This is a genomic window from Ornithinimicrobium sufpigmenti, assembly GCF_004322775.1.
GTDB lineage: Bacteria > Actinomycetota > Actinomycetes > Actinomycetales > Dermatophilaceae > Ornithinicoccus > Ornithinicoccus sufpigmenti.
Genome location: NZ_CP036403.1, coordinates 760,869 through 784,534, shown reverse-complemented (window position 1 = coordinate 784,534; position 23,666 = coordinate 760,869). Strand labels below are relative to the sequence as shown.

Annotated in this window: 21 protein-coding genes and 2 tRNA genes; 5 read left to right on the top strand and 18 right to left on the bottom strand. The window is 71.1% G+C overall.

Going from position 1 to position 23,666, the window contains the following annotated elements; all coding sequences use genetic code 11:
• Positions 1-15 precede the first annotated feature (15 nt).
• The 12 genes from atpD to ESZ52_RS03620 all read right to left on the bottom strand — a co-directional run bounded on the left by atpD (position 16) and on the right by ESZ52_RS03620 (position 11,052).
• Positions 16-1,473: a F0F1 ATP synthase subunit beta gene (atpD, locus tag ESZ52_RS03675; RefSeq protein WP_131103741.1), complete on the bottom strand. Its 1,458-nt coding sequence runs from the start codon at positions 1,471-1,473 to the stop codon at positions 16-18.
• Between the two features lie 14 nt (positions 1,474-1,487).
• A complete protein-coding gene (locus tag ESZ52_RS03670; protein ID WP_131103740.1) occupies positions 1,488-2,384 on the bottom strand; it encodes a F0F1 ATP synthase subunit gamma in 897 nt (298 codons plus the stop codon).
• A 90-nt stretch (positions 2,385-2,474) separates the two neighbouring features.
• Complete coding sequence (gene atpA / locus ESZ52_RS03665; protein WP_131103739.1) at positions 2,475-4,106, bottom strand: F0F1 ATP synthase subunit alpha; 1,632 nt, start codon at positions 4,104-4,106, stop codon at positions 2,475-2,477.
• An 85-nt stretch (positions 4,107-4,191) separates the two neighbouring features.
• Positions 4,192-5,022, bottom strand: coding sequence for a F0F1 ATP synthase subunit delta (locus tag ESZ52_RS03660; RefSeq protein WP_131103738.1), 831 nt, complete (start codon positions 5,020-5,022; stop codon positions 4,192-4,194).
• Positions 5,022-5,588 (bottom strand): F0F1 ATP synthase subunit B, encoded by a 567-nt coding sequence (locus ESZ52_RS03655; RefSeq protein ID WP_131106410.1) that lies wholly within the window; start codon positions 5,586-5,588, stop codon positions 5,022-5,024. Before ESZ52_RS03655 ends, ESZ52_RS03660 begins: the two co-directional genes overlap by 1 nt.
• 86 nt (positions 5,589-5,674) lie before the next feature.
• Positions 5,675-5,881 (bottom strand): ATP synthase F0 subunit C, encoded by a 207-nt coding sequence (locus tag ESZ52_RS03650; RefSeq protein ID WP_131103737.1) that lies wholly within the window; start codon positions 5,879-5,881, stop codon positions 5,675-5,677.
• A gap of 110 nt (positions 5,882-5,991) precedes the next feature.
• Entirely contained in the window at positions 5,992-6,813 is an 822-nt protein-coding gene (gene atpB, locus ESZ52_RS03645; RefSeq protein ID WP_131103736.1) for a F0F1 ATP synthase subunit A, read from the bottom strand.
• Positions 6,814-6,913: 100 nt separating this feature from the next.
• Positions 6,914-7,186, bottom strand: a complete 273-nt coding sequence (locus tag ESZ52_RS19415) for an AtpZ/AtpI family protein (RefSeq protein WP_202865403.1) — start codon at positions 7,184-7,186, stop codon at positions 6,914-6,916.
• Positions 7,183-7,677 (bottom strand): hypothetical protein, encoded by a 495-nt coding sequence (locus ESZ52_RS03635; RefSeq protein ID WP_131103735.1) that lies wholly within the window; start codon positions 7,675-7,677, stop codon positions 7,183-7,185. The genes ESZ52_RS19415 and ESZ52_RS03635 overlap by 4 nt, the downstream gene beginning before the upstream one ends.
• A 76-nt stretch (positions 7,678-7,753) precedes the next feature.
• Positions 7,754-8,863, bottom strand: coding sequence for a glycosyltransferase family 4 protein (locus ESZ52_RS03630; protein ID WP_131103734.1), 1,110 nt, complete (start codon positions 8,861-8,863; stop codon positions 7,754-7,756).
• Between the two features lie 15 nt (positions 8,864-8,878).
• A complete protein-coding gene (locus ESZ52_RS03625) occupies positions 8,879-10,180 on the bottom strand; it encodes a serine hydroxymethyltransferase (RefSeq protein ID WP_131103733.1) in 1,302 nt (433 codons plus the stop codon).
• A gap of 32 nt (positions 10,181-10,212) precedes the next feature.
• On the bottom strand, positions 10,213-11,052 hold the full coding sequence (locus ESZ52_RS03620) for an L-threonylcarbamoyladenylate synthase (protein WP_131103732.1): 840 nt from the start codon (positions 11,050-11,052) through the stop codon (positions 10,213-10,215).
• A gap of 623 nt (positions 11,053-11,675) precedes the next feature.
• Here ESZ52_RS03620 and ESZ52_RS03615 point away from each other — a divergent pair.
• Positions 11,676-13,748 (top strand): acyltransferase family protein, encoded by a 2,073-nt coding sequence (locus ESZ52_RS03615; protein WP_131103731.1) that lies wholly within the window; start codon positions 11,676-11,678, stop codon positions 13,746-13,748.
• Here ESZ52_RS03615 and prmC read toward each other — a convergent pair.
• The 6 genes from prmC to argS form a co-directional block, all read right to left on the bottom strand.
• Complete coding sequence (gene prmC, locus ESZ52_RS03610) at positions 13,745-14,620, bottom strand: peptide chain release factor N(5)-glutamine methyltransferase (protein ID WP_238154345.1); 876 nt, start codon at positions 14,618-14,620, stop codon at positions 13,745-13,747. The two genes, ESZ52_RS03615 and prmC, sit on opposite strands and share 4 nt — an antisense overlap.
• Positions 14,617-15,717, bottom strand: a complete 1,101-nt coding sequence (gene prfA / locus ESZ52_RS03605) for a peptide chain release factor 1 (protein ID WP_131103730.1) — start codon at positions 15,715-15,717, stop codon at positions 14,617-14,619. The genes prmC and prfA overlap by 4 nt, the downstream gene beginning before the upstream one ends.
• 137 nt (positions 15,718-15,854) lie before the next feature.
• A complete protein-coding gene (gene rpmE / locus ESZ52_RS03600; RefSeq protein WP_131103729.1) occupies positions 15,855-16,070 on the bottom strand; it encodes a 50S ribosomal protein L31 in 216 nt (71 codons plus the stop codon).
• A gap of 165 nt (positions 16,071-16,235) precedes the next feature.
• Positions 16,236-18,398, bottom strand: a complete 2,163-nt coding sequence (gene rho / locus ESZ52_RS03595) for a transcription termination factor Rho (protein WP_131103728.1) — start codon at positions 18,396-18,398, stop codon at positions 16,236-16,238.
• A 252-nt stretch (positions 18,399-18,650) separates the two neighbouring features.
• Complete coding sequence (locus ESZ52_RS03590) at positions 18,651-19,601, bottom strand: homoserine dehydrogenase (RefSeq protein WP_272948412.1); 951 nt, start codon at positions 19,599-19,601, stop codon at positions 18,651-18,653.
• A 17-nt stretch (positions 19,602-19,618) separates the two neighbouring features.
• Positions 19,619-21,283 carry an arginine--tRNA ligase gene (gene argS / locus ESZ52_RS03585; RefSeq protein WP_131103726.1) on the bottom strand — a complete coding sequence of 555 codons (1,665 nt, stop codon included), beginning with the start codon at positions 21,281-21,283 and terminating at the stop codon, positions 19,619-19,621.
• Between the two features lie 82 nt (positions 21,284-21,365).
• On the opposite strand from argS, the gene ESZ52_RS03580 reads away from it, so the two are divergent.
• The 4 genes from ESZ52_RS03580 (at position 21,366) to ESZ52_RS03565 (ending at position 23,562) form a co-directional block, all read left to right on the top strand.
• Positions 21,366-21,437, top strand: a tRNA-Arg gene (locus ESZ52_RS03580).
• Between the two features lie 18 nt (positions 21,438-21,455).
• Positions 21,456-21,551: transfer RNA gene (locus ESZ52_RS03575), tRNA-Sec, on the top strand.
• A 170-nt stretch (positions 21,552-21,721) separates the two neighbouring features.
• Complete coding sequence (locus ESZ52_RS03570) at positions 21,722-22,729, top strand: ABC transporter ATP-binding protein (RefSeq protein WP_131103725.1); 1,008 nt, start codon at positions 21,722-21,724, stop codon at positions 22,727-22,729.
• Positions 22,726-23,562 (top strand): ABC transporter permease subunit, encoded by an 837-nt coding sequence (locus ESZ52_RS03565; RefSeq protein WP_131103724.1) that lies wholly within the window; start codon positions 22,726-22,728, stop codon positions 23,560-23,562. Before ESZ52_RS03570 ends, ESZ52_RS03565 begins: the two co-directional genes overlap by 4 nt.
• Positions 23,563-23,666: the final 104 nt, after the last annotated feature.

The window sequence follows — 23,666 nt, the reverse complement described above, 5'->3', positions numbered from 1 at the left end:
CGACTCAGCAGCCGGTCAGCTGTTCTTCTCCAGCTCGGCGGCGTTGCGCTCGACGTCGTCGAGGCCACCGCACATGAAGAACGCCTGCTCGGGCAGATGGTCGTAGTCGCCGTCGGCCACCTTGGTGAAGGCCTCGATGGTGTCGGCCAGCGGCACGGTCGAGCCCTCGATGCCGGTGAACTGCTTGGCGACGTAGGTGTTCTGCGACAGGAAGCGCTGGATGCGACGGGCCCGGCCGACGAGGATCTTGTCCTCCTCGGACAGCTCGTCGATGCCCAGGATCGCGATGATGTCCTGCAGCTCCTTGTACCGCTGCAGGATGGACTTGATCCGCACCGCGGTCTCGTAGTGCTCCCGGGTGATGTACCGCGGGTCCAGGATCCGGCTGGTCGACGTCAGCGGGTCCACGGCCGGGTAGATACCCATCGAGGCGATCGGGCGGGACAGCTCGGTGGTCGCGTCCAGGTGGGCGAAGGTGGTCGCCGGGGCCGGGTCGGTGTAGTCGTCGGCCGGCACGTAGATCGCCTGCATCGAGGTGATCGAGTGACCACGGGTGGAGGTGATCCGCTCCTGCAGGGTGCCCATCTCGTCGGCCAGGTTCGGCTGGTAGCCCACGGCCGAGGGCATGCGGCCCAGCAGCGTGGAGACCTCGGACCCGGCCTGGGTGAACCGGAAGATGTTGTCGATGAAGAGCAGCACGTCCTGCTTCTGCACGTCGCGGAAGTACTCCGCCATCGTCAGTGCCGACAGCGCCACGCGCAGGCGGGTGCCCGGCGGCTCGTCCATCTGGCCGAAGACCAGGGCGGTCTGCCCCAGGACGCCGGCCTCCTCCATCTCCACGATGAGGTCGTTGCCCTCACGGGTGCGCTCGCCCACCCCGGCGAACACCGAGACACCACCGTGGTCGCGGGCGACGCGGGCGATCATCTCCTGGATGAGCACCGTCTTGCCCACGCCGGCGCCGCCGAACAGGCCGATCTTGCCACCGAGCACGTAGGGCGTGAGCAGGTCGATGACCTTGATGCCGGTCTCGAACATCTGGGTCTTGGGCTCCAGCTGGTCGAAGGCCGGGGCCGGACGGTGGATGCCCCAGCGCTCGGTGATCTCCAGCGTCTCGCCCTCGGGGAGGTCCAGGACGTCGCCGGTGGCGTTGAAGACGTGACCCAGGGTGACGTCGCCGACCGGCACGGTGATGGGGCCACCGGTGTCGTGCACGCCCTGGCCGCGGACCAGGCCGTCGGTGGGCTGCAGCGAGATCGCGCGCACCATGTTGTCGCCGATGTCCTGGGCGACCTCGAGGTTGATGGTCTTGGTCTCACCGTCCAGCGTCACCTGCGTCTTGAGCAGGTTGTAGAGCGCGGGCATGCTCCCCGGAGGGAACTCGACGTCGACGACCGGGCCGATGATCCGGGCCAGCCGACCGACGGCACCCTGGGTCTGCTCCGTCTGCGGAGCCTGCGTGGTAGCAGTCATGGTTTCGTCCTTCTTCACTTGGCGTCGGCGAGGGCGCTCGCGCCGCCCACGATTTCGCTGATCTCTTGGGTGATCTCGGCCTGGCGGGCCTGGTTGGCCAGCCGGGTGTAGGTCTTGATGAGCTCCTCGGCGTTGTCCGTCGCCGACTTCATCGCGCGCTGGCGGGCGGCCAGCTCGGACGCGGCGGACTGCAGGAGCGCGTTCCACACCCGGGAGGTGATGTACCGGGGCAGCAGCGCGTCGAGCACCTCCTGCGGGTCGGGCTCGAACTCGTACAGCGGGTGCGCGAACTCGGTGCGCGGACGCTCGTCCTCCACGACCTCCAGCGGGAGCAGTCGGGTGACGGTCACCTCCTGGGTCACCATGTTCACGAACCGGGTGTAGACCAGGTGCACCTCGTCGACCCCGCCCTCCTCGGAGCCGGTGATGAACTCCGAGACCAGCCGCTCACCGATCTCCTGCGCCACCTCGAACACCGGCGCGTCGGAGAACCCGCTCCAGGACTCGGCGAACTCGCGGCCGCGGAAGCGGAAGTAGTTCTCCGCCTTGCGCCCGGTGAGGAAGGGGACCGTCTGCATACCGTGCTCGTGCAGGTGCTCACGCAGCTGCTCGGAGCGCTTCAGCACGTTGGCCGAGTAGGCGCCGGCCAGACCCCGGTCGGAGCTGATGATCAGCGCGGCGGCCCGGGTGGGGTTCTCGCGCTGCAGCGTCAGCGGGTGCTCGAGCTCGGCGTTGCTGGCCACGGCGGACACGGCGCGGGTGATCGCCCCGGCGTACGGGGACGTCTGCGCGACCCGCTGGCGGGCCTTGACCACCCGCGAGGCGGCGATGAGCTCCATCGCCCGCGTGATCTTCTTCGTCGACTGGACGGACCGGCTGCGCTGGCGGTACTCCCGCTGCTGCGCTCCCATATCTCGCCTCTCTTACTTCGTTCGTGGGTGGTGCTGATCGGGTATGCCGTGCCCCACCCGGCTCGGGCGGGGCGCGGCAGCACCGGACGGTCAGTGACGCTGGACGGTGATCTGGGCCTGGTCGTCGTGCTCGCGACCGTCGACCTCTTCGTCGGTGGCGTGGATCTCGTGGCTGGAGTCCGGGGAGAACTCCTGCTTGAAGGCAGCCATCGCCTCGCCCAGGACGGCCTCGCCGTCGTCGCCCAGCTTGCCGGTCTCCCGGATGCCGGCCAGCAGGCCGCTCTGCTCGCGGCGCAGGTAGTCGACCCACTCGGACTCGAACCGGCGCACGTCGGTGACGGGCACGTCGTCGATGTGGCCGTTGGTGCCGGCCCAGATGATGCCGACCTGCTCCTCGACCGGGACCGGGGAGGACTGCGGCTGCTTGAGGATCTCCACCATGCGGGCACCCCGCTCCAGCTGCGCCTTGGACGCGGCGTCCAGGTCGGAGGCGAACATCGCGAACGCCTCCATCTCGCGGAACTGGGCCAGGTCGACCTTGAGGCGACCCGAGACGCTCTTCATCGCCTTGATCTGCGCCGCACCGCCGACCCGGGAGACCGAGACACCGACGTCGATGGCCGGGCGGACGTTGGAGTTGAACAGGTCCGCCTGCAGGTAGATCTGACCGTCGGTGATGGAGATGACGTTCGTCGGGATGTAGGCCGACACGTCACCGGCCTTGGTCTCGATGATCGGCAGCCCGGTCATCGAGCCGGCACCCATCTCGTCGGACAGCTTGGCGCAACGCTCCAGCAGCCGGCTGTGCAGGTAGAAGACGTCGCCCGGGTAGGCCTCGCGGCCCGGCGGGCGACGCAGCAGCAGCGACACGGCGCGGTAGGCCTCGGCCTGCTTGGACAGGTCGTCGAAGACGATGAGCACGTGCTTGCCCTGGTACATCCAGTGCTGGCCGATGGCCGAGCCGGTGTAGGGAGCGAGGTACTTGAAGCCGGCGGAGTCGGAGGCCGGGGCCGCCACGATCGTGGTGTACTCCAGCGCGCCGGCCTCCTCCAGGGTGCTGCGCACCGAGGCGATGGTCGAGCCCTTCTGGCCGATCGCGACGTAGATGCAGCGGACCTGCTTCTCGGGGTCGCCGGACTCCCAGTTGGTGCGCTGGTTGAGGATGGTGTCGATCGCGACCGCGGTCTTGCCGGTCTGCCGGTCACCGATGATCAGCTGACGCTGACCCCGGCCGACCGGAATCATCGAGTCGATCGCCTTGATACCGGTCTGCAGCGGCTCGTGGACCGACTTGCGCGCCATCACGCCGGGCGCCTGCAGCTCCAGCGCGCGGCGGCCGTCGGTGGCCACCTCGCCCAGGCCGTCGATCGGCTCGCCCAGCGGGTTGACGACGCGGCCCAGGTAGCCGTCACCGACGGCCACGGACAGGACCTCGCCCGTCCGGCGGACCTCCTGGCCGGACTCCAGGCCGGAGAAGTCGCCCAGGACGATGACACCGACCTCGTGGACGTCGAGGTTCAGCGCCAGGCCCAGCGTGCCGTCCTCGAACTGCAGCAGCTCGTTGGTCATGACCGAGGGCAGGCCCTCGACGTGGGCGATGCCGTCACCGGCGTCCACCACGCGGCCCACCTCCTCGCGCGAGGCCGCGCTCGGCTCGTAGGACTGGACAAAACTGTCCAGTGCGTCCCGGATCTCCTCGGGACGGATCGAAAGCTCCGTCATCTCATCTCTCCTGCTCGTCTGCCCGTGCTGCGGGCCGGTGGTCTGTCGCGGTAGGTAAGGGGTGGAGGGGTGGCCGGACGGGCTGTCAGCTGGTCATCCGGCGCCGGGCCTGTTCCAGCCGGTGGCTGACGGTGCCGTCGATGACCTCGTCACCGATCTCCACCCGGATGCCACCGACGACGCTCTCGTCGATGACGACGTTGGTGTGCACCTGGCGGCCGTACTGGCGGCTGAGTGCACCGACCAGCTTCTCGTGCTGCTCGTGGGTGAGCGGGACGGCGCTGATCACGGTGGCGGTCACCTGCTGCTGCCGCTCCGCGGCCTGCTCCAGGTAGGCCGCGACCGTCCGGTCGAAGCGGCGCGCCCGCAGGCCGCTCGCCGCCTGGCGGGCCAGGCGCACCGTCTCCGGGGCGGTCTTGACCGCCAGCAGCCGGTCCACCAGCTTCACCCGGGCGGCCGGCTCTGCGCGGCGGTTGCTCAGCGCGGCCTGCAGCTCCACGTCGCCCTCGACGATCCGGGAGAACCGGAACAGCTCGTCCTCCACCTGACCGAGACGACCGTGGCGCTCGGCGTGGGCCAGGACCGCCTCGACGCCGAGCCGCTCCAGGGCGTCCACGAGGGAGCCCGGACCTGCCCAGCGCTCGGCCGCGACGGCCCGGGTGACCTGCAGCGCCCCCTCGCCGATGCGCCCGCTGAGCAGCCGCTCGGCGAGCCGGGAGCGGTCGGCACCCTCACGGGAGGGGTCGCCGAGGCTGCGCCGCAGGGTCGGGTTGCCGTCCAGCAGCCGGGCGACGGCCCAGAGCTCGTCGCCGACGTGGGCCGCGTCGGTGCCCGACTCGTGCTGGAGCACCTGCTCCAGCGCCGCGCGTGCCCCGTGGTAGGACCGTCGGAAGGCGTTGTCCATCGACGACGTCATCAACGACCCTGCCCGCTGCTGCCCACCTGCTCGGGGGTGATCGCCCCGGAGTCCAGGTCGGCCAGGAACCGGTCGACGATGCCCCGCTGACGGGTCTCCTCGTGCAGCGACTCGCCGACGATCTTGCTGGCCAGGTCGGTCGAGAGCCGGCCCACCTCGCCGCGCAGCGCGATCATCGCCTGCTGGCGCTCGGCCGCGATCTGCTTGTGCGCGGTCTCGGTGATGCGGGCCGCCTCGGTGTTGGCCTGCTCGCGCAGCTCGGCGATGATCTGCGCGCCCTGCTCCTTGGCGTGCTCGCGGATGCGGGCCGCCTCGGCCCGCGCCTCGCCGAGCTGGTCCTCGTACTGCTTCTTGGCGGCGGCAGCCTCGGCCTCGGCCTGCTCGGCGCGCTGCATCCCGCCCTCGATCGCGTCCGTCCGCTCGCGGTAGACCTTCTCCAGCCGCGGGCTGATCACCTTGGTGACGAACCAGAGGAAGATCAGGAAGAAGACGATCGAGACGACGAGCTCGGGGATGTAGGGCACGATCGGGCTGGCGTGGTACTCGGGGTAGTCCGACACCGCCATCAACGCCGCCTCGGCAATGGGTTGCACTGTGGTCTCCTCGTGGTGCTGCGCGGTATGCCGCGCAAGAAGTTGCGGAGCGGGCTGGGTCAGCCAGCGATGAAGAAGAGGACCAGACCGAAGATGGCCAGCGCCTCAGCGGCGGCGAAGCCGATGATGGTGAACGGACGCAGCAGCGGCGCCGACTCGGGCTGCCGGGCCACACCGTTGAGGTAGGCGGCGAAGATCATACCGACGGCCAGCGCCGGGCCGAGGGTCGCCAGGCCGTAGCCGAGGAGGGTGATGTCACCAGTCATTTCAGCATTCTCTTTCTCTGTCGGTTCCGGAGGCGGGCGCCGCCGGAGTTCGGGGTCGTGCGGTGGAACGGGTCAGTGGTCGTCAGCGGTCGTCAGGGGTCGTCAGGGTCTCAGTGGTCGTCCGCGACCGCTGCGCCGATGTAGGAGGCGGACAGCAGGACGAAGACGTAGGCCTGGATGGCCTGGATGAGCATCTCGAAGACGAACACACCCAGGCTCGCGATCCAGGCCGGGAAGGCCAGGACGGTCAGCCACCCGCCGCTCTGGAACATCTCCCAGGCACCCAGGGTGAGCACCAGGACGAGCATGTGGCCGGCGAACATGTTGCCGAACAGTCGCAGCGCCAGCGTCAGCGGCCGGGTGATGAAGAAGGTCATCAGCTCCAGCACGAAGACGACCGGGACCATGACCTTGGGCAGGCCCGGAGGCACCATGAACTTGAAGTAGCCCAGCAGGCCGTGCCGCTTGAAACCGATCGCGTGGTAGAGCACGTAGACGATCAGGGTCAGACCGGCGGCCATGCCGACCCGGCCGAACGTCGGCAGGTTGATCCCCGGGATGATCCCGGCCCAGTTGTTGAACAGGATCACGATGAAGATCGAGAACAGGAACGGCACGTAGGGCAGGAAGTCCTTGCTGCCGATCATGTCCCGCGCCACGCCTTCGCGGACGAAGCCGTGCGCCTGCTCGGTGACCCACTGGCCCTTGGACGGCACGACCGCTACCTTGCGGGTGCTCAGGTGCAGCCAGACGGCGATCGCGACCATGGACAGGGCCAGCACCACCATGGGGCGGGTCAGCGCGATGGTCATCTGCTGACCGAACAGCTGCACCTCCCCGAAGACCACGAGGGGCTGCCAGAAGGTCGACGGCGTCGGGGGGAAGGAAGAATCGGCCGCGACGACAGACCCTGCTAGGGCGGTCAGGCTCACTGCTGCTCCTCACACAGGTCACGAGGACGAGGGGACTGGATCACACACTTGAAGAACTGCCGGTCGGTGCTCGGTCCGGGACAGCCCGTCTCCGCGGCGTTCATGTCTTACCGTACCGGAGCCAGATGACGTAGAACGCCAGCCCCATACCGAAGAGCAGCCCGACCACGAGCAGGAACTCGGTGCCGAGCAGCTGGTCGACCCCCCAGCCGAGCAGACCGAAGGTCAACGGTCCGGCGACCAGGTAGGCGATGACCGACACGGCCGGGTAGGCACCGTGCACGAACTCGCTGTGCGAGGACGGCCTGATCTGCGAGGAGTACCCGGAGGGGTGGCTCTGGGGCAGGTCCGAGGGGCCGGTGGGCTGGCTCAACGGTCGACTCCCTTCGTGGTCGGGGCGACGCTAACAGACGGGGCCGCGCCCGGGTCCACGTCCAGGCTCACGCGCGCCCGCAGCGCACCGACGACGGTGCCGGCCTGGACGGCCAGGCCGACCACGATGAAGGTCAGGCCCAGGGCCATCAGGCTGACCTGGTCGGACCGGCTGAGCAGGAAGAGCACGCCCCCCGTCAGCGCGATCTGCACGAGGAAGACGAAGAAGGCCCCCGACATCACGATCTGGCCCGGCCCCGACAGCAGGCCGCGGATGGCCACGATCCCCAGCCCGAAGACCCCGAGGGAGAGCACGCCCCCGACGAGGGCGGACAGAGCTGCCATACCGTCCACCGCCAGCCAGGCCACCAGGGCCCCGGCCACGGTGATCGCCAGCCCGGCCGGGACGGCCCAGAGCAGCATGAGCCGGGTCGGTGACGACCGGATCGTGGACCCGGTCGACGAGCGCGCCTCGGCACTGCTGGAGGTCATGGACGTCCTAGGCGAAAGAGGGGTGGGTTGCTTGTGAAAGTTATCACAAGCACTCCGGTCAGCACGAACCCGCCGGTCAGCGCCGCCCCCGCAGAGCCGCCGGCCGCGACGGTTGCCAGGTCAGGGCCAGGGCCAGCGCCAGCAGGAGCACGATACCGACGACCGAGGTCCACACCGGAAGATAGGCGAAGGACACCGCACCCAGCGCGATGAGCCCCGACCACAGGTACAGCAGCACCACCGCTCCCCGGTGGCTGTGCCCGATGTCCAGGAGCCGGTGGTGCAGGTGGCCGCGGTCCGGCTTCCACGGCAGCTGCCCCCGGCGCGTGCGGCGCAGCACGGCGAGCACGACGTCGAGGAAGGGCAGCGCCATGACCGCCAGCGGGATGAGGACCGGCAGCAGGATCGCGGTGGCGGCCGAGGCGCTGGCCAGCGAGGAGTGGGGATCGACCGAGCCGGTCATCGAGATGGTGGAGGCGGCCAGGAGCAGCCCGAGCAGCAGCGCGCCGGCGTCACCCATGAACAGTCGCGCCGGGTGGAAGTTGTGCGGCAGGAAGCCCAGGCAGACGCCGATCAGGGCCGCGCTGATGAAGGTGGCCTGGTGGAAGACGTTCGGCGGGTCGAAGGCGCGGCTGACCAGGTAGGTCCAGGCGAAGAAGGCGCTGGCGGCGATGAGCACGACCCCGGCGGCCAGCCCGTCCAGCCCGTCGATGAAGTTCACCGCGTTGGTGGAGATCACCACCACGAGGATGGTGAGCATCACCATCACCGGCTCCGGCAGGACGGTGACGCCCAGGATGGGCAGCTGCAGCAGGCGGACGCCGAAGAAGGCCATGACGCCACCGGCGAGCACCTGCCCCGCGAGCTTGGTCAGCCAGTCCAGGTCGTGCAGGTCGTCGACCGCCCCGAGCAGGGTGATGATCGCCGCCCCGGCCAGCACGCCGTAGATCGCGGGGGTGCTGGAGAACAGCTGGCCGAGATAGGGCAGCCGGGACCCGAGGAGGACCGCGGCGGCGAAGCCGAGCAGCATCCCCACCCCGCCCATGCGCGGGATCGGGACGGAGTGCACGTCCCGGTCCCGCACCGCGGTCATCGCCCCGACCGCGAGCGCCAGCCGGCGGACGAGGGGGGTGGCGAGGTAGGTGACGATGGCTGCGGTGAGCAGCACCATCAGGAACTCGCGCACGGTGGGGGTGCGGCGTCAGCCGGCGTGCGGTTCCGGGTAGGCGGGGTAGGCCTGCAGCAGCTCGGTCACCTCGGCGCGGATCTCCCGGGCGACGGGGTGCTCCGGCGTGCCGTCGGTCTGGGTGATCGCCCGGTGCATGAGGTCGGCGACCGTGCGCATCTGCTCCGCGCCCATCCCCTGGGTGGTGACGGAGGGGCTGCCGACCCGGATGCCCGAGGCCACGTTCGGCTTCTCGGGGTCGAAGGGGATGGCGTTCTTGTTGAGCACGATGCCGGCTGCATCGCACCGGGCCTCGGCGTCCCGCCCGGTCACCCCGACACCGCGCAGGTCGTGCAGGGACAGGTGGGTGTCGGTGCCGCCGGTGATCGGCCGGATCCCGTGCTGGTCCAGCCCGGCGGCCAGGGCCGAGGCGTTCTCGACGACCTGCCGGGCGTAGGACTGGTAGGCCGGCGTCATGCACTCGGCGAAGTTGACCGCCTTACCGGCCACGCCGTGCATGAGCGGGCCGCCCTGCATCATCGGGAACACCGCGCGGTCGATCTTCTTCGCGTGCTCCTCCTTGCAGATGATCGCGCCGCCGCGGGGTCCGCGCAGCACCTTGTGCGTGGTGAAGGAGACCACGTCGGCGTAGGGCACGGGCGAGGGGATGACCTTGCCGGCGACCAGGCCGATGAAGTGGGCCGCGTCGACCCAGAAGATCGCGCCGACCTCGTCGGCGATCGCCCGGAACCGCTCGAAGTCGATCAGCCGGGGGATCGCCGAGCCGCCGGCGACGATCATCTTGGGCCGGTGCTCGCGGGCGAGCGCCTCGACCTGGTCGTAGTCGATGTCCTCCGTCTCGCGGTCGACGCCGTAGTGCACGGCGTTGAACCACTTGCCGGAGAAGCTGACCTTGAAGCCGTGGGTCAGGTGGCCGCCGTGATCCAGCGACATCGCCAGGATAGTGTCACCGGGTGCGGTGAAGGCCCCGTAGACCGCCTGGTTGGCGCTGGCGCCCGAGTGCGGCTGGACGTTGGCGTGGTCGGCGCCGAACAGCTCCTTGGCGCGGGCGATCGCCAGGTCCTCGACCTTGTCCACCTCGGAGCACCCGCCGTAGTAGCGGGCGTGCGGGTAGCCCTCGGCGTACTTGTTGGACAGCGTCGAGCCCAGGGCGGCGAGCACCGCGGGGCTGGTCTGGTTCTCGCTGGCGATGAGCTGCAGCCCCGCGCGTTGGCGGTCCAGCTCGGAGACCAGCAGCTCCGCGATCTGCGGGTCCTGCTCCACCAGGGCACCGAAGTGCGGTCCGTAGTAACTCTGGGGGGTCACGGCTGTCGTCATGGGGCCACTCTAGGGCGTCCCCGGGTGCGGGGTCAGGAACGGTGCGAAGCTGCCGGGACGACACGGTAGGCCGAGCTCGGGACGGGCACCGCGCTGGGGCGCACGCTGCCCACCAGGGCGGCCCCGTCGGGCTCATCGTCCTGACCGATCTCTCCTGACCCCTCCCCCTCGGCGGGCTCCGTCTGCGGCTCGACCGGGGCCGGTGGCTGGTCGTGCAGGACCGTGGTGCCGAGCACCGCCCGGATCTGCGTCGCCTCGAGCGCCCCCGGACGCAGGACGACCGGCTCCTCGCCCGTGCAGTCCAGGATCGTGGAGGGCAACCCGCCGGTGCGCGGGCCACCGTCGAGGTAGGCGGTCACGGCGCCGCCGAGCTGGTCCAGGGCCTCCTGGGCCGTCGTGGCGGCAGGCTGCCCGGTGACGTTGGCGCTGGTGACGGCCAGGGGCCCGACCTCCTCGAGCAGGGCGAGGGCCACCTCGTCATCGGGCATCCGCAGGGCGACGGTGCCGTTGGTCTCTCCCAGGTCCCACTGCAGCGACGGCTGAGACCGGAGCACCAGGGTCAGCGGTCCGGGCCAGAACTGGCGCATCAGGATGCGGGCGTACATCGGGACCTCGACCGCGAGTCCGTCGACCGTCCGCGCGTGCGGGACGAGCACGGGCGGGGGCATCTCCCGGCCCCGGTGCTTGGCGGCCAGCACCATGGCCACCGCCACCTCGTCGAAGGCGTCGGCACCCACGCCGTAGACGGTGTCGGTCGGCAGCACGACGAGCCTTCCCTGGCGCACCACCTCGGCGGCGTGCCCCACCGCGGTGGCACGGCTCTCCGGGTCGCTGCAGTCCAGCAGCCGATCGGGCGACGGCGTGCCAGCCATGGGTCCTCCGGTCCGGCTCGAGGGTGGGTCAGGATGGTGGTCAGGGCGTCATCTTCCCACGCCAGGCGGGTGACACTTGCCCCCTTTCGAGTTGCGAGGCGCTGCCGCTCGGCCCAGAGTATTCACAGACACGGGCCGCACGACGGCGCCCGTGCCGCACCAGGAAAGGAGCCACCCCCATGCGTGGTAGCGGACTCATCTGGACCATCGTCGGCATTCTGCTGATCATCGCCCTGATCATGTTCATCTTCTAGGTCTCCAGCGTCGACCCTGAGCGCTGAGCAGCCCTGAGAAGACCAGTTGCACCCTTGGACCCGAGTTGGACCCTGTTGCAGACCTGACTCGACCCCCGTCGTGGCCCTGCCCGACGCACCGCACCAGGAAAGGAGTCACTCTTGCGTGGAAGCGGACTCATCTGGACCATCGTCGGCATCCTGCTGATCGTCGCCCTGATCATCTGGATCACCCAGCGCGCCTGACCGTAGCTCGGTAGACGGTCAGCACAAGGCCTGCCCCTCGCGAGAGCGACGGGCAGGCCTTCGCCGTGAGGAGGCAGGACCGGGGTACGGTGAACGACGGTCTGCCCGGTCCGGCGGCCGTGACGATGATCGAAGGTCGAGGGGATGGTTGCACCGAGCGCCCGCCGCGAGGGGCTGCACGGCCTGCGCGGTGTGGCCGTCATCCTGGTGGTGCTCTTCCACCTCTTCGGGGCGGGGCGCGTCTCCGGCGGCATCGACGTCTTCCTGGCCATCTCCGGGTTTCTCTTCACCGGGCTGATCCTGCGCCGGGTGACCGGCGAGGGGCTGGACCTCTCCGCCTACCTGGCCCGTCTGGTGCGCCGGCTGCTGCCACCCATCCTGCCGGTCCTCGCCGTCGTGGTGCTGGCCAGCCTGGTGCTGCTGCCCGCCCCGATGCGGGCGCAGACCTGGCAGGAGACGGCAGCGGTCCTGCTCTACGTGGAGAACTGGCAGCTCATCAGCTCCCAGCTCGGTTACGACGCCGCCGGCGTGCAGACCAGCCCCCTGCAGCACTTCTGGTCGTTGTCGGTCCAGGGGCAGTTCTACCTGTTCTGGCCGGTCGTGCTCACCGCTGCGTGGTGGCTGCTGCGCCGCCTGCGCCTGCCCGCCCGCCCAGCCCTGGCGGTGGTGGTGCTCGCGGTCACCGCGGCCTCCTTCGGGTATGCCGTGCATCTGCACCGCCTCGACCAGCAGGTCGCCTACCTGCACACCGGGGCCCGGCTGTGGGAGCTGACCCTGCCCGGCCTGCTGGCCCTGAGCGCCGGACACCGACGGCTGCCGCGCGCGGCTCGTGCCGGGCTCGGCTGGGCCGGGCTGGCCCTGATCGTCTCCTGCGGCTTCGTCCTGGACGGCGCCGCGCTCTTCCCCGGCCCGTGGGCCCTGTGGCCCGTGCTGGGCGTGGTGCTCTTCCTCCTGGCCGACGACACCGGGGCGCCGGGCAGCGCCGACCGGCTGCTGACCGCGCGCCCGGCACGCTGGCTGGGTGACATCTCCTACGCCCTCTACCTGTGGCACTGGCCGCTGCTCATCATCGCCCTGCACCTGAGCCCGCGGCCGGCCGGTGACCCGATGCTCTCGGCCGTGGTCCTGGCGGTCTCCGTGGGGTTGGCCCACGCCACCCACCGGCTCCTCGAGCGTCCGCTCGGCGACCTGCGGCGGTGGCCGTCGCCGCTCCGCACGGCCAGGGCCGGGGCCGTGGTCCTGGTGGTGCCGGCGCTCGTCCTGGGCGGGTCGGGCCTCGTGCTGGACTCCCGGGCCCGGCAGGAGGCGGAGGACGCCCGCGCCAGCCTCGCCCAGCAGGTCCTGAACGGCACCAGCCGCGACCACCCCGGGGCACTGGCGCTCCGGCCGGACCGGGGACCGGTGCCGGAGGCGCCGCTGCTGCTCGACCCGACCGAGGCGGACGCCGACCTGCCGCCGCACGACGCCCAGGGTTGCTGGCAGGCCGCGGAGGACCGCCCCGAGCTGGCCGAGGTGCTCCTCTGCCCCGAGCCACCCGGCACGGAGGTGCCCGACCCGGTGGCCACGGTGGTCATCACCGGCGGCTCGCACGGGGCGATGTGGGAGCCGGCCTGGCGGGTCCTGGCCGCCGAGCACGGGTGGCGGGTCCTGGTCATGGTCAAGGCCGGCTGTCAGCTGACGACGAGCACCGGCCAGTTCCCCGTGGAGACCGACCTCGTGCCCAACGCCTCCTGCCAGGAGTGGAACCGTCGGGCCCTCACCGAGCTCGTGGAGCTGGACCCGGACGTCGTCTTCACCCTGGGCACCACGACGGCACAGGCGGAGACGACCGGGGAGAAGGCCTCGCGCGGCTTCGTCGAGGTCTTCGAGCACCTCGCCGAGCACGACATCGACGTGGTCGCGATCCGCGACATCTTCCGGATGCAGAGCGACGTGCCCGCCTGCGTCGCGGAGAACCTGGCCGACCCATCGGTGTGCGACACCCCCCGCGTGCCGGGCCCTTCGCCCCTGACCCCGGACATGGTGCCCGACAACGTCGGGCTCGTTGACCTCACCGACCACGTGTGCGCTCCCGAGGTCTGCCAGGCCGTGGTGGGCAACATCATCGCCTACCACGACCACTCCCACCTGTCGGCCTCGTTCGCCACGACCCTGGCTCCTGCGCTGGACGCGGCGCTGCGCGAGGCAGCCCCTGCGCTGTACGCCCAGACCGGCTAGGGGCGGGCGCCTCGGCTCACCCGTGGTCGGCCCCCCAGGTCGGGATGGTCGGCGACCTCCGCGAAGCCGAGCTGGCTCAGCGCCGCCGGCAGGCTCTCCCCCTGCGCGTCCGCGTGCTCCATCAGCAGCACCCCGCCCGGGCGCAGGAGCCGCAGCGCCCAGCCGGCGATCTGCCGGGGCACCTCCAACCCGTCCGCCCCGCCGCCGTAGAGCGCCAGCTCCGGGTCGTGCTCGCGCACCTCCGGGTCCACCGGCTCGGCGTCCGGCGGGATGTACGGCGGGTTGCAGGTGATGACGTCGACACTCGCGAGCAGCTCGGGGAAGGCCTCCTCCGCGCGGCCGAGGCGCAGGTCCACCGACCGCCCGGCGGGGTGCCCGGCGAGGTTGGTAGCCGCATACCGGTGCGCCTGCGGCGAGAGCTCGACGGCGCCCACCCGCGCGTCCGACCTGGCCGCCGCCAGGGCCAGCGCGACCGCCCCGGAGCCGGTGCACAGGTCGAGCACGACGGGTCGCGCCAGCCCCTCGAGGTCGGCGAGGGCCAGGGTGAGCAGCGTCTCGGTCTCCGGGCGTGGGACGAAGACCCCGGGCCCGACGCTCAGGTCGAGGCCGGCGAAGTGCGCCGTCCCGGTGAGGTGCTGCAGCGGCACCCGGGCGGAGCGGCGCTCCACCAGCGCCCGGTATGCCGTCAACGTCGCCTGGTCGAGGTCGCGGCCCAGCAGCCGCTCCCGCCTCAGCTCGCCCACGTCGCGGCCGGTGGCGTGCGCGAGCAGCTGCTCGGCATCGACCGCGGGGCTGGGCACCCCGGCCCGCGTCAGCTCGACGATGCCCCACCGGACGGCGCGGTCGATGTCGGCGCTCGTGCCGGCCCTCACCGCTCCCCTGCCGCCGCGAGGCGGGCCTGCTTGTCGGCGTCGACCGCCGACTGCAGGACGGGGTCGAGGTCGCCGTCCAGGACCTGGTCCAGGTTGTAGGCCTTGAAGCCGGTGCGGTGGTCGGCGATGCGGTTCTCGGGGAAGTTGTAGGTCCGGATCCGTTCGCTGCGGTCCACCGTGCGGACCTGGCTGCGCCGCTGCTCGCTCGCCGCCGCCTGGGCCTCGTCCACCGCCATCTGGTGCAGCCGGGCCCGCAGCACGCGCAGGGCCGACTCCTTGTTCTGCAGCTGCGACTTCTCGTTCTGGCAGGAGACGACCACACCGGTGGGCAGGTGGGTGATCCGGACCGCAGAGTCGGTGGTGTTCACCGACTGGCCGCCCGGGCCGGAGGAGCGGAAGACGTCGATCTTGAGGTCGTTCGGGTCCAGCGCCACCTCGGCCGGGTCGTCGATGTCGGGCATCACCAGCACGCCCGCCGCGGAGGTGTGGATCCGGCCCTGGCTCTCCGTGACCGGGACGCGCTGCACCCGGTGCACGCCGCCCTCGTACTTCAGCCGCGCCCACGGCGCCTCGCCCGGCGTCGGGGTGCCGATGGCGCTGATGGAGAGCCGCGCGTCCTTGTAACCACCCAGGTCGGACGGCGTGGTGTCGAGCAGCTCGGTACGCCAGCCGCGGCGCTCGGCGTAACGCAGGTACATCCGCAGCAGGTCACCGGCGAACAGGGCCGACTCCTCACCACCCTCGCCGGCCTTGACCTCCAGGATGACGTCGCGGTCGTCGTCGGGGTCCCGCGGGACCAGCTGGTGGCGCAGGTGCTCGGCAGCCTTCGCCTCGGCAGCCTCCAGCGCAGGCAGCTCCTCGGCGAAGGAGGCGTCCTCGGCGGCGAGCTCCCGGGCCGCCCCGAGGTCCTCGGCGGCGCGCTCCCAGGCGCGGTAGGCGCTCACCGTCGGACCGAGCGCGGCATACCTCTTGTTCAGCCTCTTCAGGGCCCCGGGATCACCGTGCACGGCGGGGTCGGAGAGCTGCCGCTCGATGTCGGCGTGCTCGGCCAGCAATGGCAGGGCCGAGTCGAAGGCCTGGTTCGCGGCCACTGCCATACCTCTCATCTCTCACTGACCGGGGACACGGTCTGCGTCGTCCGGGGACACGGTCTGCGCCGACCGGGGACACGGTCTGCGCCGGGGAAGGCGAACGCCGGTCCCGCGAGCAGCTCGCGGAACCGGCGTCAGGGGTCCTACTTGGCGGCCTTCTTGCCGTAGCGCTCCTGGAAGCGAGCCACGCGGCCACCGGTGTCCAGGATCTTCTGCTTGCCCGTGTAGAACGGGTGGCAGTTGGAGCAGACGTCGGCGCTGATGCGGCCGGACGCGGAGGTGCTCCGGGTGGTGAACGTCGCGCCACAGGTGCAGGTGACCTGGGTCTCGGCGTACTCCGGGTGGATGTCCTTCTTCATGCTCTCTCCTCGCAAGATGGCGTTCTCCCCGGGTCGCCGTCCGCGGCTGCGGGGGCGTGAACCGGTGGGCCGACGGATTATTCTACCGTCTTATGGAGTGCGGTCCGAACCTCCGAGCGTGAGTGACGTCGGGGGGTACTCGGGGGGCGGAGCCCCCCGAGCGTGTCAGTCCTCGTCGTCCAGCCGGGTCGAGCTGGTCTGCTGGACCTGGGTGAGGAACTCGTAGTTGTGCTTGGTCTTCTTCAACCGGTCGATGAGCAGTTCGATTCCCTGCTGCTGGTCGAGGGCGGAGAGCACCCGGCGCAGCTTCCACATGATCTTCAGCTCGTCGCCGCCCATGAGGATCTCCTCGCGGCGGGTGCCGGACCCGTTGACGTCGACGGCCGGGAAGGTGCGGCGGTCGGCCAGCTGGCGGGAGAGCCGCAGCTCCATGTTGCCGGTGCCCTTGAACTCCTCGAAGATCACCTCGTCCATCTTGGAGCCGGTCTCGACCAGCGCCGTCGCGAGGATCGTCAGCGAGCCGCCGTTCTCGATGTTGCGGGCGGCGCCGAAGAACTTCTTGGGCGGGTAGAGCGCGGCGGAGTCCACACCACCGGAGAGGATCCGGCCCGACGCGGGAGCAGCCAGGTTGTAGGCGCGGCCCAGGCGGGTGATGCCGTCCAGCAGCACCACGACGTCCTGGCCGAGCTCGACCAGGCGCTTGGCCCGCTCGATGGCCAGCTCGGAGACCAGGGTGTGGTCGCTGGCCGGCCGGTCGAAGGTGGAGGAGATGACCTCGCCCTTGACGCTGCGCTGGAAGTCGGTGACCTCCTCCGGACGCTCGTCCACCAGGACGATCATCAGGTGGACCTCGGGGTTGTTGGTGGTGATCGCGTTGGCGATCGCCTGCAGCACCATCGTCTTGCCGGCCTTGGGCGGGGAGACGATGAGGCCACGCTGACCCTTGCCGATCGGCGCCACCAGGTCGATGACCCGGGTGGTGAGGTTCTTCTGCTCGGTCTCCAGGCGCAGGCGCTGCTGCGGGTAGAGCGGGGTCAGGCTGGCGAAGTCCGGGCGGCGACGGGCGCTGTCCGGCTCCTGGCCGTTCACCTTGTCCAGGCGCACCAGCGCGCTGAACTTGCCTCGGTCGCGCTTGTTGCTCGTCGAGGGCACGGTGTGCTGGCCGATCTCGCTGCCGTCCTGGGGCGCCTTGATCGCGCCCTGGACCGCGTCGCCCTTGCGCAGCCCGTGCCGTTTGACCATGCCCATCGGCACGTAGACGTCGGTCGGTCCGGGCAGGTATCCCGTGGTCCGGATGAAGGCGTAGTTGTCGAGCAGGTCCAGGATGCCGCCGACCGGGACCAGCACGTCCTCCTCGGAGTAGCCCTCCTGGTCGTCCTGCTGGCCTCCGGGTGCCGCCGGGCCGCCCGGGACGCGCCCACGCTTGCGGTCACGGTTGCGGTTACGGCTGCGCCGCCGGCCGCGACGACCGTCGTCGTCGCCGTCCATGTCGTCCTGCTGCTGATCGTCGCGCTGCTGACCATCGCTGTCCTGCTGCCCGTCGCGGCTCTGCTGGCCGTCGCGACTCTGCCGGCCCTCGCGCTGCTGCTGACCCTCACGGTCCTGCTGACCGTCGCGGTCCTGCTGGCCGTCGCGGCTCTGCCGGCCCTCGCGCTGCTGCTGACCATCGCGGTCCTGCTGGCCGTCGCGGCTCTGCTGGACATCGCGGTCCTGCTGGCCGCGCGCAGGCCCACGGTCCGACGCCTCCTCGCGGTCCTGCTGCGGGGCGGAGGCCTGCTGCTCGGTGCGGTCCTGCTGCTGGTCCCGGCCCTGGGCGGACTCGGCTGCCCGGGGGGCGCCTGCGCTGGAGCCGGCACGACGGCTGCGGCGGGTCCGGGAACCACCCTGGCTCGCGTCCCGCTGCGCCTGCGCCCGGTCCAGGGCCGCCTCGAGGCTGTCCGCGGGGTCGGAAACCGTGCTGCTGGGCTCGGCGTCCTGGGCCACGGAGGAACCCTCCGCCTGCTTCGGCGCCTGGTCACGGGCCTGCCCCCGGGCGTCCTGGCCGCTCCGCTGCTCAGTGTCCCGGTCGTTCTTCACGCGCTCGGCACTCGGCTGCTCGCGCCGGGCCGGCTCGCGCCCCTCCTGCGGGGCGGTCTCCTGCTCAGGAGCGGCGGAACGGCCGGCGGGGCGCGCACCGCGCTCCTCCCGGATGGCGGACACCAGGTCGGCCTTGCGCATCTTGGCGTTCACGGTGATGCCCATGCTGCTGGCCAGCTGCTGCAGCTCGGCCAGCCGAAGGGTGCTGAGCGAACCGGTCCGGGTGGGCACGGCGTCAGTGGTCTCGGTCACGTAGATGTCCTTCCCCCTCGGCCCCGGCGAGGTCCTCGCCGTGCCTGGGGTCTCAGGTGTGGGTCAGTCCTGTCCGTAACGGGTGGCAGGGCTGCAAGGGGTGGGCGCGGGCCGAGTGTCTCGGGTCCAGGTCAGCCAGCGACGGCTGTCACCGGTGACTGAGGCCCGCACCGAGGATGCCCCAGCGTGCGGAGGGAACTCCCACCCTGCTCCTGGAGCGACCCCAACATAACACGCGGGCGGTAGTGCTCCCTACCGGACCCGCCGGGCCGCCCGCACGATGTCGCCCAGCACCGCGGAGGCGGTTTCGTCACCTCCGGCGCCCGCGCCCTGCAGGCGCAGCTCCCCCGCCGACACGGCCTCGATGACGACGATGTTCGTCCCGCCCTGGACCGCGGCCAACGGGTCGTGCGCCGGGAGCACCTCTGGCCGTACCGACACCGAGACGCCGTCACCGGCGGGGCGGGCAGAGGCCACGAGCTTGATCACACTGCCCCTCTGCGCGGCATGCGCGAAGTCGTCGTCGGTCAGCCCGGTGATCCCGATCCGGTCGACCTCGCCCAGGCCCACCCGGACGCCGAAGGCGGTGCGGGCCAGGATGACCGCCTTGGCGGCCGCATCGAGGCCCTCCAGGTCCTCCGTGGGGTCGGCCTCCAGATAACCCAGCTCCCCGGCCTGCCGCACCGCCTCGGCAAACGGCACACCCTCACGGGCCACCAGGTCCAGGACGTAGTTCGTCGATCCGTTGACCACCCCCCGCACCGAGGTGACCTCGTCCCCGGCGAGCGAGTCGCGCAGCACCGCCAGCACGGGGACGGCGGCCATCACGGCCGCCTCGTAGTCGAGGCCGACCTCGTGCTGGTCGGCGACGGCGTGCAGCTCCTCCCCCTGCTGCGCCACCAGCTGCTTGTTGGCGGTCACCACCTGCGCCCCGCCCCGCAGGGCCTGCTCGATGAGCGAGCGAGCCGGCTCGATCCCACCCATCACCTCCACCACGACGTCCGCCCGCCCCACCAGGGACTCGGCGTCGGTGGTGAGCAGCGCCGGGTCGACACCCTCCCTGGGAGCCGAGGAGTCGCGGACCGCGACACCCACCAGCTCCAGGGGTCGGCCGAGCAGGTCGGCATACCGCTCCCCCCGGTCCTGCAGACGACGGGCCACCGCCGATCCGACGGTGCCGCAACCGAGAAGGGCGACGCGCACAGGAGACGGCACGGCACTCACATCCGCTCGGGGGCGGAGACGCCGAGCAGGTACAGCCCGTTGGCGAGGACCTGACGGGTGGCGTCGTTGAGCCAGAGCCGGGAGCGGTGCAGGTCGGTGACCTCCTCCTCGGCGGAGGTCGGGCGCACCCGGCACTCGTCGTACCACTTGTGGAACCGGCCGGCGAGGTCCTCGAGGTAGCGGGCGATCCGGTGCGGCTCGCGCAGCTGGGCGGCCTGGGCCACGACGCGGGGGAAGTCGCCGAGGATGGCCAGCAGCACCGCCTCCGTCGGGTGGGTGAGCAGACCCGGGTCGAAACCGTCCTGGCGGTGCACCCCGTCCTCGTTCGCCAGGCGCGCGACGTTGGAGGTGCGTGCGTGGGCGTACTGGACGTAGAACACCGGGTTCTCGTTGGTGCGGCTGGCCAGCAGGTCCAGGTCGATGTCGATCTGGGAGTCGGTCGAGCTGCGGGTCAGGGCGTAGCGGGCGGCGTCGACGCCGACCGCGTCCACGAGGTCCTCCAGGACCACGACCGTGCCCGCCCGCTTGGACATCCGGACGGGGCGGCCGTCCTTGACCAGGTTGACCATCTGGCCGATGAGGATCTCCAGGTTGACCCCCGGCTCGTCACCGAAGGCGGCGCACATCGCCATCATCCGCTGCACGTAGCCGTGGTGGTCGGCTCCGAGCATGATGATGCAGCGGTCGAAGCCGCGCTCGCGCTTGTCGAGGTAGTAGGCGAGGTCGCCGGAGATGTAGGCGGGATGGCCGTCGCTCTTGATGACGACCCGGTCCTTGTCATCACCGTGGGCGGTGGTCCGCAGCCACAGTGCGCCGTCCTGCTCGAAGATCGCACCCTGCTCGGTGAGCCGGTCGACCGCCCGCTGGACGGCCCCCGTCTCGTGGAGGGAGTTCTCGTGGAAGAAGACGTCGAAGTTCACGCCGAAGTCGGCGAGCGAGGCCTGAATCTCCTCGAACATCAGGTTGACGCCCACCTCGCGGAAGACCTCCTGGCCCTCCTCCTCGGGCAGCTGCAGCGCGTCCGGGCGGCGGCGCAGCACCTCGGTGGCGATGTCGTCGATGTAGGCCCCGGCATACCCGTCCTCGGGGGCGGCGTCACCGCGCGCCGAGGCGACCAGCGACCGGGCGAAGCGGTCGATCTGGGCGCCGTGGTCGTTGAAGTAGTACTCGCGGGTGACCTCGGCCCCGCTCGCCTCGAGCACCCTGGCCAGGGCGTCGCCGACCGCGGCCCACCGGGTTCCCCCCAGGTGGATCGGTCCGGTCGGGTTGGCGGAGACGAACTCCAGGTTGATCCGCTCCCCCGCAGCGGCGTTGCCCCGCCCGAAGGCCTCCCCCGCCTCGACGATGGAGCGCGCCAGCTCGGCGGCGCTCGCGGCGTCGAGGGTGATGTTGAGGAAGCCAGGGCCGGCCACGTCGACCGCAGCCACCCCGTCCACCTCGCGCAGGCGGGCGGCGAGCTGCTCGGCCAGCTGGCGCGGCGGCATACCGGCCGGCTTGGCCAGCTGCAGGGCCACGTTGGTGGCCCAGTCACCGTGCTCGCGGCTGCGCGGTCGCTCCACCCGCAGGGCCTGCTCGGCGGGCACCTCGATGGCGAGGTGACCGTCGGCGACGGCCTGGGAGAGGACGGTATGCAGTGCAGCGGCGAGTTGCTCAGGGGTCACCCGGCGCAGTCTAGTCAAGGCCGTGACCGCTCCCGGAACGGATTCTTGGCCAGCGGTATCCGGCTGCTACAGTCTCGCTGTTGCCCCCGTAGCTCAGGGGATAGAGCACCGCCCTCCGGAGGCGGGAGCGCAGGTTCGAATCCTGCCGGGGGCGCGCAGCACGACCGCACGGGGAGGCGTCTGGGTTCCTGGTGGGCCCCCCGGGCTTCAACCCCGCGGAACGGCGTTCGACGTCGTTGGCAGGTTCGATTCCTGTCCGCCTCCGCCACCTGCGGGTCATCCGATGACCCGCTGCATACCCTCGCCTCCCGGGACGCTCTTCCTCCACGTCGGCGAGCCCGCCGCGGCTGCCAGCGAATCTCCTCCCACCTGCGACGGAGGACGATCTCCCCCACCCGGCCGATGCGGAGCTCCGTCGGTCCTGGTTGGCTACCTGCCATGACCTCAGCGGGGACCGACCACAGACCACGGGAGGGGCTCGGCATCAGCGTCCGGGGCCTGACCAAGACCTTCGGCAGCCTGCGGGCCGTCGACGACCTCACCTTCGATGTGCAGCCCGGCCGGGTCACCGGCTTCCTCGGGCCCAACGGTGCCGGCAAGACCACGACCCTGCGGATGCTGCTGGGACTGGTCCGGCCGACCTCCGGGGAGGCCCTGATCGGCGGCGAGCGCTACGTGGACCTCGAGCAGCCGATCCGCACGGTCGGGGCCGGCCTCGAGGCGACCGGCTTTCACCCCGGCCGCTCCGGCCGCAACCACCTGCGGGCGCTCGCGGCCACCGAGGGGATCCCGGACGCGCGGGTGGACGAGCTGCTGGAGCTGGTGGGCATCCCGGCGGCCGCACGCAAGCGGGCGGGGGGCTACTCGATGGGGATGCGGCAGCGCCTGGGCCTGGCCGGGGCACTGCTCGGCGACCCGCAGGTGCTGCTCCTCGACGAGCCGAGCAACGGACTGGACCCCGAGGGGATCCGCTGGATGCGGGGCTTCCTGCGACACCTGGCGACCGACCAGGGCAAGACGGTGCTGATCAGCTCCCACCTTCTGGCCGAGGTGGAGCAGACCGTCGAGGACGTCGTGATCATCGCCAACGGCAGGATGGTGCGCAGCGGCACCATGGACGAGCTGCACGGTGAGCCTGCCGCGCTGGTGCGGTCGGCGGACCCGCAGCGGCTGGCCGCGGCGCTGGACCGGGCGGGGATCGCCGCCCGCCCGCTGCCCGAGAAGGGTGAGGGCGCGCTGGAGGCCGCGAGCGGTGACCTGGCCGCGATCGGTCGCGTCGCACTGGAGGCCCAGGTGGCCCTCAGCGAGCTGAGCCCCCGCCGGACCGACCTGGAGCGGCTGTTCCTGCAGCTCACCGACTCCCCGCAGCACCGCAACCGCAACCTGGGCGACACGCCTGTCGCCGGCGGCACGACCGAGATCACGACCGAGGGGGACGCCCGATGACCGGCCTGGTGCGCTCCGAGCTGCGCAAGTTCTTCACCGTCCGGATGTGGTGGGGCCTCACCCTGGCCGCCTTCCTGCTGGGCGCGGGGCTGACCGCCCTCTCCGGCTGGTTCATGGTCCACGGGTCGATCCCGATGCCGAACGGCGAGAGCCTGAGCCTCGCCGAGTCGATGGACGACGTCTCGCTGGCGCGGATGATCTACACCCAGTCGATCTCGATGGGCTACCTGCTCACCTTCGTCATGGGCATCATCGTCATCGGCGGCGAGTACCGGCACAAGACCCTCACCGGCACCCTGCTGGCCGCCCCTCGACGCGGATCGATGATCCTCGCCAAGGTGGTCGCCGTCGCGATCACCTCCACGGTCATCGCGCTGGCCCACCTTGCCGGCTCGGTGCTGGCCGGTGCCGTCCTGCTCGGCTCGGCCGGGCACGAGATCTTCCCCGACCCCGGTCAGCTCGGCCTGGTCTTCCTGCGGGTGATCCTGGTGCTGGTCCTCTGGGGCCTGATCGGACTCGGCCTGGGCGTGCTCATCCCCAACCAGGTCGTGGCGCTCTTCGTCGGCGTGGCGATCGTGTGGATCATCGAGCCCCTGCTGGGGGTCTTCATCCAGCTGGCCACCTGGGGCGAGACCCTGGCCAGCTACCTGCCCGCGCAGGTGTCCCTGGCGACGGTCGACGCCTACTCCGGCATGCCGGAGGAGACCCAGCAGATGTTCGGCCTTTCCGGCACCACCCTCACCTGGTGGATCGCCGCTCTGGTGCTCGCCGGGTATGCCGCGGTGATGACCGCCGTGGGCTGGTTCCTGACCCATCGGCGGGACGTGAGCTGAGGTCGGCGAGGCCGCGGGGGACGGGCTCCCCCGCGGCGGCGACCGGGGTGGTCACCGGCTAGGCTAGACGGGGACGTGTGCGGCGATCGCACCATGCCTGGTAG

Excerpts from the sequence above, each read along its gene's own strand:
- atpD (WP_131103741.1), bottom strand. The coding sequence starts at position 1,473 with ATGACTGCTACCACGCAGGCTCCGCAGACGGAGCAGACCCAGGGTGCC.
- ESZ52_RS03670 (WP_131103740.1), bottom strand. The coding sequence starts at position 2,384 with ATGGGAGCGCAGCAGCGGGAGTACCGCCAGCGCAGCCGGTCCGTCCAG.
- atpA (WP_131103739.1), bottom strand. The coding sequence starts at position 4,106 with ATGACGGAGCTTTCGATCCGTCCCGAGGAGATCCGGGACGCACTGGAC.
- ESZ52_RS03660 (WP_131103738.1), bottom strand. The coding sequence starts at position 5,022 with ATGACGTCGTCGATGGACAACGCCTTCCGACGGTCCTACCACGGGGCA.
- ESZ52_RS03655 (WP_131106410.1), bottom strand. The coding sequence starts at position 5,588 with ATGGCGGTGTCGGACTACCCCGAGTACCACGCCAGCCCGATCGTGCCC.
- ESZ52_RS03650 (WP_131103737.1), bottom strand. The coding sequence starts at position 5,881 with ATGACTGGTGACATCACCCTCCTCGGCTACGGCCTGGCGACCCTCGGC.
- ESZ52_RS03635 (WP_131103735.1), bottom strand. The coding sequence starts at position 7,677 with ATGACCTCCAGCAGTGCCGAGGCGCGCTCGTCGACCGGGTCCACGATC.
- ESZ52_RS03625 (WP_131103733.1), bottom strand. The coding sequence starts at position 10,180 with ATGACGACAGCCGTGACCCCCCAGAGTTACTACGGACCGCACTTCGGT.
- ESZ52_RS03620 (WP_131103732.1), bottom strand. The coding sequence starts at position 11,052 with ATGGCTGGCACGCCGTCGCCCGATCGGCTGCTGGACTGCAGCGACCCG.
- ESZ52_RS03615 (WP_131103731.1), top strand. The coding sequence starts at position 11,676 with ATGGTTGCACCGAGCGCCCGCCGCGAGGGGCTGCACGGCCTGCGCGGT.
- prfA (WP_131103730.1), bottom strand. The coding sequence starts at position 15,717 with ATGGCAGTGGCCGCGAACCAGGCCTTCGACTCGGCCCTGCCATTGCTG.
- rpmE (WP_131103729.1), bottom strand. The coding sequence starts at position 16,070 with ATGAAGAAGGACATCCACCCGGAGTACGCCGAGACCCAGGTCACCTGC.
- ESZ52_RS03570 (WP_131103725.1), top strand. The coding sequence starts at position 21,722 with ATGACCTCAGCGGGGACCGACCACAGACCACGGGAGGGGCTCGGCATC.
- ESZ52_RS03565 (WP_131103724.1), top strand. The coding sequence starts at position 22,726 with ATGACCGGCCTGGTGCGCTCCGAGCTGCGCAAGTTCTTCACCGTCCGG.